This is a genomic window from Aminobacter sp. AP02, from assembly GCF_003148805.1.
GTDB lineage: Bacteria > Pseudomonadota > Alphaproteobacteria > Rhizobiales > Rhizobiaceae > Aminobacter.
In genome coordinates this window covers 167,876-179,904 of record NZ_QGGX01000004.1, presented here as the reverse complement: position 1 = coordinate 179,904, position 12,029 = coordinate 167,876, and the positions used below count along the sequence as shown (strand labels likewise).

Below are 12,029 nucleotides of genomic sequence, written 5' to 3'. Positions count from 1 at the left end.
CCATCAGGTCTTTCTCGTTCCAGATGAAGACCTTCTCGCGGTTGGATTTTCCGTCGTCGGCGAGCAGGAACGAGGTCTGGTCGATGCCATCGATGTAACGATCCGTCGGTTTTTATTAGCAATCCCAGCAAGATGCAGCGAAGTATTGAATAGGTCCATCAGGTCGAACAGCTCATCGCTCTGGCGACCAGGCTTGATCATGCCACGCCAGTAGGCGATGACCGGGACACGCACGCCGCCCTCCCACGCCGAGCCCTTGGCGCCGCGGAACGGCGTGTAGCCGGCGTCGGGCGAGCTATCGAGCTGCGGTCCGTTGTCGGAGGTAACGAAGACAAAGGTGTTAGCGAGCACGCCGGCCTTGTCGAGCGCGTCGACGATCTCGCCTATATAGGCGTCGACCTCAACAACGTCGTCCTTATAGGGATATTTGCTGCCGCTCTTGCCTTCGAACGCCTTCGAGGCAAAATTGTCGGCGTGCACCTTCATGAAAGCGTGTTCGAGGAAGAACGGGGCGCCGCCCTCGGCCAGTTCCTTGATCTTCTTGACGCTGAACTCCTTCAGCAGCCGGTCGCCCTCGGCCATCTTCTCGATGCTGTCGATCTATTCGACGTCTTTCGTCTCGCCGCCCTTGAAACCGTGGACCAGCGCCGTGCTGGAGCCGGTGGCGCGCAGCATGGCGAGACGCTCGGGGTTGAGCACGAGATCGGGATATCGGCGCTTGTCGACGCCCTGGCTGATCTCCTTTTCGGCCTCGTAGAAACCGTAGAACTCATCGAAGCCGACGTCCTGCGGGCGCATGCCGGCGCTTTCGCCGACATGCCATTTGCCCGACAGCACGGTTTTGTAGCCGGCCTGGCCGAGCAGCGTCGGCAACGAAATCTCATCTGCCCACGGATTCATGGTGATCTTGTCGCCGGCGAGAATGGGCCGCGTCAGGCCGGTGCGTACCGGCAGACGGCCAGTGAGGATCACCGAGCGGGTCGGCGTGCAGGTCGCTTGCGAGTATGTGGAGGTGAGTTTCAGGCCGTCCTGAGCCAGCCGGTCCATGTTGGGCGTGGCCGCCCCGATCATGGCGCCGCCGCCAAAGGCGCCGGGATCGCCGTATCCCATGTCGTCGACGACCAGCCAGACTATGTTCGGGCGCTTGCCCATGCTGGCCTGCAACGCGTCAAGTTTGGCCTGCGCGGCCTTCGCCTGATCGGCATGGACGAGCGCAGGTTCCATGCTCTCGCTGGCGCGTTCGGCTTTACTGAGCACTGATTGGGCCCATGCAACGGGTGCGCTCGACATCAACAGACAAGCGGCCAACGCGCCGACAGCAAATCTCGCCACCGTCATTCGATCCTCCATGAAGTGCGCTTTTGCGCTGAGGTCAGGCACATCGGCCTGCAGTTCGCAGGCTGGAAATCGGGCACTTGATTATTGCGCCCTGCCACTTGGCCTGCCGCCCCGCTCGCAATGTCGACGCGCCGCCTGCGCCAGCCGTGCCAATGCTCTCGGCAACGGTACCGTTCGGCAAGTACGTTGCGGCCAGTTTCGGCACGTCCGATGCTCAGCTTGCCAGACTTCACGATCCGGCACGGAAGTGGACGAGTTGGCAGGCCTGTTCCGGCAGGCTTTTGCCTGTCTGCGGCCGCCTTGTCTGGAGCTGTTGTCGATCTCAAGCGCCATACCTGGATTTCATGACCACCGCTGTAGTCACGCTAGACTCGATTTCGGTTCCAGTTTGCCCAGAAATGGGCAATCGTAGGTTGATCGGTTTTGTCAGGTTGCCTGGCAAGCTCTGATGAAGGCGACCGATGCGGCGAACATGAAGGACAAGATGCCGTCAGCGGCCAGGGGCAACGACAAGGAATTGCTGAGATCGCACGGCTGGCTGAGCAGGACATCGCCGGCGTTTCAGAATGCCGTGCTGGCCCGAGGTAGCGTCAATGTCATTCCAGCCGGGAAAGTCGTCTACGAGGTCGGTGACCCACCCGGGCCGATAATGGCTGTGGTCGGAGGGTACGTTTCGCTGTCGACCGTATCGCGGGACGGGCAGCCGAAACTGTCCCACCTATTGCGGCCGGGGCAATGGTTCGGGGCGGCTGCTATTCTCGCTCGGGAACCGCGCCGGGTGCGCGTCACCGCTGTCACGGCCCTGCGCAACGACGGGTGGCGTCAATTTGTCGGCATCATTGTTGACAATTCTGACGTTGCGGTCGGCATTGCCCGCGATCTCATGATACGCGATTCCACGACGCGTTGCCTCGCCGTGCTGCTTCGGTTGACTGGATACCGTTATTCGGATTGCCAGCGCGAGGAGCAGCCCGAGATTGAGCTCACACAGGAGGACCTGGCGCATCTCGCAAACCTGTCGCGAAACGCAACCGGTACGATTCTTCGCGAGCTGCAGAAGGCGCACCTCATCGAGATCTCCTACAAGCGGCTGAAGCTTCTCAAGCCGGAGATACTCGTCGGTCGCGTGCGGAAGCATGAGCGCGACCATGGCTGAGCCGCGCCCCGGCAGTCACTGGTTCGCCGCCCGGAAGCCCCGGCTCATGGTTCGCGCCTGCGCGTCCATTCGGTGAGCATCGGCATGGTCTGGTCCGCCACCAGTCCGGCAAGCTTGTCAAAGACCGTTGCATGGTAGTCATCGATCCAGCTGCGTTCGCGCTTGGTCAGGTCGGCCATATTGACCATGGTCAGATCGATCGGCGCCAGCGTCAGTGTTTCAAATCGGCAAAATCCTGAACCTGCCTCCACCACCTCAACCTGGTTTTCGACCCGCATCCCAAAGGCGCCGGCTTCGTAGTAGCCCGGCTCGATCGTCATGATGTTTCCGGGCTCCAGCCCGTACAGGTTTGGCTTCTTTGCGAAGCGATGCGGATACTCATGGATCAACAGGTTGTGGCCCACGCCGTGGCCGGTTCCATGGTCATAGTCGAGTTCGATTTCCCAAAGCGGCAACCTTGCCAAGGCGTCGAGCTGATGACCGAAAGTCCCCACGGGGAACTTTGCCGACATCAGGGCAATGAACCCCTTCAGGACAGCCGTGTAGGCGCTCTTCATCCGTGGGGTCGGCACTCCAAACATTAGCGTCCGGGTCACGTCGGTCGTGCCGTTTTCATACTGACCGCCTGAGTCAACCAGATATGGCGCGGCTCGCGTGATGGCGGCATTGGTTTCCGGCCGGGAGTGATAGTGGCACATGGCTGCATTCGAACCTGCCGCCGAAATGGTCATAAAGCTCTCTTCCAGGAAGCCTCTTCGCGCCGCACGAAATTCAAGCAGGCGTTCCTGTGCCTCCATCTCGGTCAAGGGCACGCCGGACTTCTCGCGGGTGTCCAGCTCGCGTGACACCCATGCCAGGAAGTTGGTCAGTGCTGCGCCATCCTCGAGGTGACACTCACGAAAGCCCTGAAGTTCGGTCGCGTTTTTGCGCGCCTTCGCGATAGTCAGCGGGCTTGTGGCGGCAATGATCGCCCCACCGTTTCCGGCGATCGTCGCATGAACGGATTTTGGCGCAAAGTCTAAGTCCACCAGCGCTCGCGCCGACGGTGCACGAGCGGCCAGGTGCCCGAGAAACAGCTCCGGATCGGAAATCGCAGTGTCGTCGAGCTCGAAATCCGAAAGCCTGTTTCCCAGTTTGCGACGATCGACAAACCAATTGGCGCGGCCATCCGCGTCCAATGTCAGAAAAGAATGCGGAACGGGGTTCATGGCGACGTCTGAACCGCGCACGTTCAACAGCCAGGCGATATTGTCCGGCAGTGTTTCGACAAGCACAGTTGCGCCCGCTTTCTGCAGATCCGCCGCGACCAGCTTGCGTTTGTCGATGGAGCTTTTGCCGGCGATGGCCACGTTCATCGATCGGACAGGCCCGACCGGGCGTTCCGGACGCCCGATCCAGATTTCGTCAAACGCGTGCTGATCCTGTTCGATGAGTACCGCACCCCTTTCCGCAACAGCCGCATCGAGGCGATCGAAAAGCGCGACATTGACCAGCATGGGATTGAGGCCTATGCGCCAGTCGTGCCTCGCGTTCTCTCGCAGCCATTCCGGCAATGGCTCTTCGTGCAGATGGCGTATTTCAAATAGGTCGAGGTCGACCTCGTCCACGACCTGCACCTGGTAACGTCCATCTACAAAAATGAGGGCGCTGTCCTCCAGGATGAGCGCCATCCCTGCCGACCCGGTGAATCCAGTTATGTATTTCAAGCAGTTGTCGTATTCTGCTGTATCTTCACTTTGATGGGCGTCGGTGCGCGGCACGATCATGCCGTGCAAACCTTCTCGTCGCATCCAGGCGCGGAGACGCTCCACGCGCATCCCAGCTTCGCTTGTTGAGGCCATGTTGTTGCTCCTCTCGATCCATCAGGCCTGAAGCGGACCGCCCTGGTCCCTGACCATGTCCAACAGTCGCGCGAGCACGGAACCCGACTGGCGAAGGCCGTCATGCTCGAACTCGTTGGTAATCCAATGGTCCAGGTTGCCAACGCTGCGCGCCGTTTCGAGCGAAAGCTCAGCGTCGACATACATGTCGTCATGGTAGATTGCCGCCGCCACCGGTACGGCGTTGGATGCCAGCCTGGAAAGGTCGTAGAATTGGCGTTCGGGCTTGCGCTGCGCCAATGCCTCGGCACCGGCCTTGAAGGGCCGCAAGGCAGCGATGTCGTCGAACATCCACGGAAACATCATCTCCCCGGTGAACAGCATCGGCCGCGCATTTGGGTGAAAGGCCAACGGTCTCTGTCGTTCGGCGGCCCAAGCCGTCGGCTCGGCTCCGGTGTAGATCGCCTCCTGGAGGATGGCGAAAAGCGGATTGTCGGCACAGGAGGTCGCATCGCAGACGCTGCGGATGAAGACCTCCGACAGGCCGGATGGCGCGCAATCGTCGAACGCTTCGTCCAAGAGCCAGTGAACGTTTTCGAAGCCGGGCTTCATGCCGAAGTCGAGGCCGAGCATCTGGAACCGTCGGACTGTGAGCCTGTCATCTCCAGGCAGCGTGGGTATTGTCTCCTCCAGGCGATCGGCAATATCGGCCACACGCGCGACATGTTGGGGATAGCGCTTGTAGAAAGCTGCAGTCTTTGCGGCAACGCGCGGATAGGTGCGCTGATAGATGTCGGCGGCGGTGGCGCCAAGTCCCGGCAGACCGCCGGTGATGTAACAGGCCGTCAGCGCCTCCGGCGCGTGGCTGAGATAGGTCAAGGTCAGGAAACCGCCATAACTCTGGCCGAGCGTCTGCCAACGCTTGCCGCCAAAACCGGTTTTCCGCAGATGTTCGAGATCCGCGACGATCGCATCGGCCAGAAACAGCTGGAGATAGTCGGCGGCCGCCTCGCCATCGGCAAACCGGTTTATGGCGTTCGACGTTACGGGGGTTGATCGTCCCGTGCCGCGCTGGTCTGGCAGGACGACGCGATGCGTCTTCAACGCCTCGCGAAGCCAGCCTGGCGAGCCGCCGGCAGGACGTGGCGACTTCCCCCCGGGCCCGCCTTGCAAAAAGCAGAGCAGCGGAAGGTCTTCCGACTTGCGTGTGGGGTCGACCACCTCGCGGGCGAACAGCTCGATGGTCAGCCCCTCTGGCTTTGACCAATCAAGTGGTACGACAACCACATGGTCGCGAATGTGCATTCCGGGGATGGTGTATTCAGAGACGATCATGGGTTCAACGCACGCGTGGGTCCAGCAGGACATAGAGGACGTCGACAATGATATTGGCGACGACGATGAAGAGGCCGCCGAGTAGAACGACGCCAATGATGATGGGGCGATCCTGGTTGTTGACCGCCTGTACCGCCAGTGCGCCGACTCCCTGGAGCCCGAACACCTGCTCGATGACGATGGCGCCGCCGAGAAGCAGTGCAATGTCCGAGCCAAGCTGCGTGACCAGCGGCGTCAACGCCGCGCGCATCCCATGCTTCCAGACCACCGTGCGTTCGGTAGCGCCCTTGGCGCGCGCGGTGCGGATGTAGTCCTCGCCCATTACCTCCAGCATCTGTCCCCGCGTGAGGCGCGCATAGACTGCCGCGATCGTTAGGGCGAGCGTCATCCAGGGCAATGCCAGATGCCATGCCCAGATCAACGGATCGCTGGTGAACGCCTTGTATCCGCCGGCTGGAAACAGCGTGAAGCCAGCCTGACGCGGCAGGAAGTAGAGGCAGTAGAGAGCCATCATTCCGAGCACGAAAGTCGGGAAGCTTAAGCCAACGAGGATGAAGGCCTGGCCGAGCCGGTCGCGCAGCGTTCCCGGATGACGGGCCGACATGACGCCGATGGGAATGCCGATGGCCAACCAAAGCACGACCGCGCCGATGACCAGGGAAAGCGTTGCCGGCACCCGCCGCATGATGATTTTCGTCACCGGCTGCTGGTTCCTGTAGGAGAAGCCCAGATCGCCGGTCACGGCCTTGCCGAGAAAGCGCACATACTGCTCGGGCAAGGGCCGGTCGAGCCCAAGGTTCTTGCGGATTTGCGTCAGCTGCGTTTCGCTCGCCTTCTCACCGCCGATCATGGCGGCCGGATCACCCGGGGCAACGAAGAAGAGGAAGAATACGAAAAGGCTGAGCGCCAGCAAGACGCCGACGCCAAAGCTGATGCGGCGTAGGAGGAACTTGATCACGGTTTGCTCGCCGCCTTCTTTTGCCTCTTGAGGTTTCTCGCCATTCTCGAACTCTTGGGATCGAGCGCGTCACGCAGGCCGTCGCCAAGAATGTTGAAGGCGAGTGTCGTCATGAGCAGCGCGAGGCCGGGAACGAACACCATCCACCATGCGATCAGGTAGAGCGAATTGGACGAGGCGTCCGCCAGCATGCCGCCCCAGCTCGGTGTCGGAGGCACGATGCCCATCCCCAGAAATGACAGGGTCGCTTCGAAGACGATGGAGCTCGGGATCTGCATCGTGGTGTAGACGATGATCGGCACTGCAAGATTGGGCAGGATGTCGACGACCATGATGGAAAGCGGCCCCGCGCCCAATGCGCGGCTTGCCTGGACGAATTCCTGACGACTGAGACTGATCACCTGGCCGCGGATGACGCGGGCCATCGGGGCCCAGCTGAAGAATACGATCACCGCAACGCTGAGCAGGATGCTTGGTCCCAAGGCAGAAACAAGCGCCAGCGCACACAACAGGAAAGGTACGCTCATTACCAGATCGATGACGCGGCTCAATATGATGTCGACCAGTCCCCCGAAGTAGCCGGCGGTCAAGCCAACGACAATTGCGACCAGCGACGCCGCCAATGAGGCGAGAACGCCGACCAGAAGGGAGATACGCGCCCCATAGGCAAGGCGCACCAGAACATCGCGGCCGAGCTGGTCGGTGCCAAGCCAGAACTCAGCGTTTGGGCCGACCGGAATGCCGGCCGGAGTCATGCCCGTCTCGCGGAACTGCTCGATCGGTGAATGGCCCGTCAGGGTAGCTATCCATGGCGCAAGAACCGCAAGCAGGATGACACAGACAATAATGCCGAGTGCCATCATGCTGGCGCGGTCGCGCCGCAGTCGTCGCAGCGTCAGGTCCAACGCTCCACGCTGGACGACATCGGTCTCTTCGACGGCTGTTTCGCTCATCGCGTAATCTCGCGTGTTTCCAGCAGCTTGCGGCCGACTGCGGGGCTCAGCTTTGGCGGCACATGCGATGCGTTGAGCAAAACGCGGGTGTAGTCATTCGCCGGGTTGCGGAAGAGCGCCTCGCTCTCGGCCAGTTCCACGATGCGTCCCGCCTGCATGACGGCGATGCGGTCGCACAGATGCCGGACCACCGAGAGGTCGTGCGAGATGAAGAGATAGGTCAGTCCCAGTTCTTGCTGCAGTTCGCGCAGAAGGTTCAGCACCTGGGCCTGTATCGAAACGTCAAGCGCCGAAACAGGCTCGTCGCAGATGATCAGCGACGGGTTGAGCGCGAGGGCCCTGGCAATGCCGATGCGCTGCCGCTGACCGCCAGAAAATTCCGCCGGGAAGCGATTGTAGTGCTCGGGGTTCAGCCCGACCATCTCCATGAGCGTGCGGACCCTCGCCTTGCGCTCTTCGCCACTGGCGACACCATGCAGGCGAAACGGATCGCCGATGATCGAGCCCACCCGGCGGCGCGGATTGAGCGAGCCGTAGGGATCCTGGAACACCACCTGCACCTGACGACGCATTGCGCGCCATTCGGACGGGGTCAGCGCGCCGACGTCCCGCCCAAGAAGCTCGATTGACCCGCTGGTCGTCGGCGTCAGGCCGGCGATGGCGCGGGCCAGCGTAGACTTGCCGCAACCGCTTTCGCCGACAAGGCCGAGCGTTTCCCCACGCCACACTGTGAGGTCGATGCCTTTGAGGACGTCGAGCTTGCGTCGCTCGCCGAAGAACCCGCCGACATCGTAAGTCAGGTGCAGGTTCCTTACCTCGGCCACCTTTTCTGGCTTTGCTTTGGCCGCGAAATCCGGCGCAGCGTTCACAGGTTTGGCACCGGCCGGCGCGGCTTCGAGCCAGCACAGCGACTCCACGCCGTCATCAAAGACGCGCAGCGGCGGCGGGGCGGAAGCACATTGCGGCGTTGCCTCGCTGCAGCGGGGCGCAAATACACATCCGCGCGGCGTTGCCAGCAGGCTCGGCGGCCGGCCCTTGATGGGCGCCAGCTTTGCACCGGGTTCGTAGTTGGCGGGCGAGGAGCGGCAAAGCCCGGTCGTGTAGGGATGCGCAGGCGACCGCAGGATCCGATCTGCCGGCCCGTATTCCATTCTGTTGCCGGCATACATGATCATGACGTCGTCGGCGACGTTGGACAACAGGCCAAGGTCGTGCGTGATCAGGATGATCGTCGTCCCCAACTCCCGGCGCATGCTGTCGAGCAATTCGATGATCTGCGCCTGCACGGTGACATCAAGCGCCGTGGTAGGCTCGTCTGCGATGACAAGCGCCGGCTTCAGGACCAGGGCCATGGCGATCATGACACGCTGGCGCATGCCGCCAGAGAACTGGTGCGGATAGTCGTCAACCCGCGCAGCCGGGTCGGGAATGCCGACCTTGCTGAGCATTTCAATCACGCGGGCGCGTGCTTGCGCTGGTGAAATCTTCTCGTGGAAATGAAGCGCCTCGGCGATCTGCGCGCCGATGGTAAAATAGGGATGCAGGCTGGACAACGGGTCCTGGAAGACCATGGCGATCTTGCCGCCACGCAATTTGCGCATTTCCGACTGCGGCATGCCGACGAGGTTGCGGCCTTCGAAAAGGGCTTCTCCGCTCACTTCGGCAGCGGGCGTCAGCCCCATGATGGACTGGGTCAGCACGCTTTTGCCGGAGCCGGATTCCCCGGCGATGCCGAACAGCGTTCCCGGCCGCACAGAGAACGATACGTTGCGCACGGCCTGCACAACGCCATCTTCGGTCGGGATTTCGACCCGGAGATTGCGTACTTCCAGAACAGCCAAAATGGGCCTCGCGCGGATTTGCCGGAATCAACTGCCGCGCCGCAAGCGCGGCGCGGCAGTTACTGCAATGGGCTTAGCGTTCAAGCCAGACGTTGGTCCAGTCACCTTCAACGCCGAGCGCGTAAGTCTGGTAGTTCTTGACCGCCTCGCTGCGATAGCGGGGGTTCTTGTTGGCAATGAGTGGCACCACAGGTGCGTCGCCCATCACGATCTCGTCGACCTGTGCCCAGAGCTTGGCAGTTTCTTCTGGTGTGGTCGCGTTGATCGCCTGGGCGGCCACTTCATTGGCCTTCGGGTTGTTGTAGTCGGCGTAGTTGTACTTCTGATGCGTTCCGTCGAACATGAACTGCGGCTGGAAGACGGAGCGTGCCGCGCCACCAACCCAATCCGGCGTCCAACCCACCGGGGCGATGTCCCAGGTGCCATCCTTGATGTTGGCTTCGCTGGTCAGGTACTTCGAGTAGTAGTCGGCCGCGGTTACCGGGGTCAGCTCCAGCTTGATGCCGGCGCGCGCCATGCTGGCCTGAATGGTCGCTGCGGTCGCGACTTCGAGGTCCTTGTTGCGATAGGGCATCTTCAGCGTGATGCCGTCCGGGAAGCCTGCTTCCGCCAGCAGCGCCTTTGCCTTTTCCGGATCGCCCTTGGAGTCCGTCGAGGGGTAGAGGTCGAACTTGTGGTGGCCGAGAAGTCCGACGCCGAATATGCCGTGCACCGGTTCTGCCACCGTAGACCCGCCCCACTGCTGGACGATCGCAGACTTGTCGACGGCATACTGCAGCGCTTGGCGTACGCGCAGGTCCTTCAGCGCACCATTGTTGTTGTTCGACTGGGTATTGATGGTGATGAAGTTGGTATTGCCAGCCGAAAGCGCCGTGAGCTTTTCATCGCCCTGAGCGGCCAGCGTGGAGAGAATAGCCGTCGGCACGTTGATGTCGTATGCGATATCGGCGTCACCAGACTGCAGCTGCTGCATGATGGCATCGGCCTGCAGACCCATCGTAATCTCGATCTCGTCTACATAAGCCTTGCGAAGCGGATCGGATTCGGCGTTCCAAGCCGGGTTGCGCACAAGCCGAAGCAGCGTGTCCGGGGTGTATTCGCCAATCGTGTAAGGTCCGACCGAGACGTAGTTGGCCCGATACTCCGGGCTGTCTGGTACGAAGTCCAGCGCCTCGACAGGCGCCGGCGCGGCATTCTGCAGCGAAAGCATGTAGATGAAGTCGCCCGCGCGCTCCTTCAGCTTGATGACGATGGTTTGATCGTCGGGGGCGGATATGCCGGGAACGCTGTTTTCTTCAATGTACTTCTTGATGGCAGGCGCGGTTGGCTCGACCTTTGCGAAGCCGTCACAGAACTCGGCGAAGCCCGAGATCAGGCCGGTAAAATAGCTCAGCGTAGCTGGCTGCAGTTGCGGATTGCACATCTTCTTGATGCCGCGTTCCATATCGGCGGCAACCATTGCCCGCGGTCCCGAAGGAGCATTCCACATCACGTTTGGCCGCAGCTTGAACGTGTAGGTCAGGCCGTTGTCGGTCGGCTGAGGCACTTCAACCGCCAGATCGCCAACTGCACGCATGGCGACCTCAGGATCGTTCGAGGCTTCATAGCTGATGAGCTGGCGGGAAATGGCGCGCGCCAGGTTGTTGGTGTTGACCATTGCGCCGGCCATCGGGTCGATGTGGTCGGGCTCGCCGGTGGCCAGGATGCGCAAGACGCCACCTTTCACCGCCTCCTGCGCAGAAGCCGCGCCGATGCCAAATATCATCGTGGATGCTGCCAAGGCAGCCAGAATCGCAGAAGTCCCAGATGAGCGCACGCCTTCCTCCCTGCTGTGCTTAGATGTACTCCCAGCGGTTCTTAAACTGTCTTTTTTAGGTTGGCTATAATTTTTTTACCTCGCTTCACAGAGGCCAGTTTGTGGCGCTAATGTAGGCAAGAAGGGATTCATCCAAGGAGCAATGGCGCGCAGATTTGCGCTATGAATGAGCATGCCAGAGAAGAAGCATAAAACAGCGCCGACCAATGAACCGAATGCCAGCGCAGTGGCTATCGGCGCCAAGATCAGGCGTCGGCGGCGCGAAATAGAAATGACACTTCAGGAAGTTGCTGACCGGGTGCAACTGTCGGTCGGTTTTCTTTCTCAGGTCGAACGCGGGCAATCGACGCCGTCGCTTTCTTCGCTGTGCGCCATCGCGCAGGCACTGGACTCGCCGGTTGATGCGTTCGTAATCTCGCCGCGACGGGCAGGTGTGGTTTCCCGGTCTGGCGAACGAGAGCGGTTCCATTTGGGCGATGAAAATCGGACCTATGAGTTGCTGGGCATTGGCTTTCCGGGTGCAAAGCTGAACGGGTGCCTTGTACACCGCGCTCCAGGCAAAGTGACGGAGGTCATGCGCGTCGATGGCGAGGAGATAGCATACGTTCTCAAGGGAACGGTTCTCTACGAAATCGACGGCGAACGGCACATCTTGAAGCCAGGCGATTCCATACATTTCAAGACTGACAAGCCCCACCGGACAGCTACGCTTGGTGATGAAGACGCCATCGAGCTTTACGTCAGCACATTGCCATTCTTCATCTGACCAAGTTGGGGTCAGGCACAGAAAGAGCAATTTTCACGTTCGGTAA

10 protein-coding genes are annotated in these 12,029 nt (G+C 61.0%); 2 read left to right on the top strand and 8 right to left on the bottom strand.

What is annotated here, in order from left to right:
- Window positions 1–3 precede the first annotated feature (3 nt).
- Both C8K44_RS27665 and C8K44_RS27660 read right to left on the bottom strand, forming a co-directional pair.
- Window positions 4–582: a sulfatase-like hydrolase/transferase gene (locus C8K44_RS27665; protein WP_199227030.1), complete on the bottom strand. Its 579-nt coding sequence runs from the start codon at window positions 580–582 to the stop codon at window positions 4–6.
- 18 nt (window positions 583–600) lie between these two features.
- Window positions 601–1,338 (bottom strand): sulfatase-like hydrolase/transferase, encoded by a 738-nt coding sequence (locus tag C8K44_RS27660; protein WP_199227029.1) that lies wholly within the window; start codon window positions 1,336–1,338, stop codon window positions 601–603.
- A gap of 448 nt (window positions 1,339–1,786) precedes the next feature.
- Here C8K44_RS27660 and C8K44_RS06550 point away from each other — a divergent pair, with 448 nt between their 5' ends.
- Window positions 1,787–2,494, top strand: a complete 708-nt coding sequence (locus C8K44_RS06550; RefSeq protein ID WP_109574961.1) for a Crp/Fnr family transcriptional regulator — start codon at window positions 1,787–1,789, stop codon at window positions 2,492–2,494.
- Window positions 2,495–2,538: 44 nt separating this feature from the next.
- Here the strand turns inward: C8K44_RS06550 and C8K44_RS06545 are convergent, their stop codons facing one another.
- The 6 genes from C8K44_RS06545 to C8K44_RS06520 all read right to left on the bottom strand — a co-directional run bounded on the left by C8K44_RS06545 (window position 2,539) and on the right by C8K44_RS06520 (window position 11,166).
- Window positions 2,539–4,335 (bottom strand): aminopeptidase P family protein, encoded by a 1,797-nt coding sequence (locus C8K44_RS06545; protein ID WP_109574960.1) that lies wholly within the window; start codon window positions 4,333–4,335, stop codon window positions 2,539–2,541.
- A gap of 21 nt (window positions 4,336–4,356) precedes the next feature.
- Window positions 4,357–5,649, bottom strand: a complete 1,293-nt coding sequence (locus tag C8K44_RS06540) for an alpha/beta fold hydrolase (RefSeq protein ID WP_109574959.1) — start codon at window positions 5,647–5,649, stop codon at window positions 4,357–4,359.
- A gap of 4 nt (window positions 5,650–5,653) precedes the next feature.
- A complete protein-coding gene (locus C8K44_RS06535) occupies window positions 5,654–6,607 on the bottom strand; it encodes an ABC transporter permease (protein WP_109574958.1) in 954 nt (317 codons plus the stop codon).
- Entirely contained in the window at window positions 6,604–7,560 is a 957-nt protein-coding gene (locus C8K44_RS06530; protein ID WP_109574957.1) for an ABC transporter permease, read from the bottom strand. The genes C8K44_RS06535 and C8K44_RS06530 overlap by 4 nt, the downstream gene beginning before the upstream one ends.
- Entirely contained in the window at window positions 7,557–9,401 is a 1,845-nt protein-coding gene (locus C8K44_RS06525; RefSeq protein WP_245417383.1) for an ABC transporter ATP-binding protein, read from the bottom strand. Before C8K44_RS06525 ends, C8K44_RS06530 begins: the two co-directional genes overlap by 4 nt.
- Before the next feature lie 73 nt (window positions 9,402–9,474).
- Window positions 9,475–11,166: an ABC transporter substrate-binding protein gene (locus C8K44_RS06520; protein WP_109574955.1), complete on the bottom strand. Its 1,692-nt coding sequence runs from the start codon at window positions 11,164–11,166 to the stop codon at window positions 9,475–9,477.
- A gap of 223 nt (window positions 11,167–11,389) precedes the next feature.
- On the opposite strand from C8K44_RS06520, the gene C8K44_RS06515 reads away from it, so the two are divergent.
- Entirely contained in the window at window positions 11,390–11,983 is a 594-nt protein-coding gene (locus C8K44_RS06515) for a cupin domain-containing protein (protein WP_158282712.1), read from the top strand.
- Window positions 11,984–12,029 lie beyond the last annotated feature (46 nt).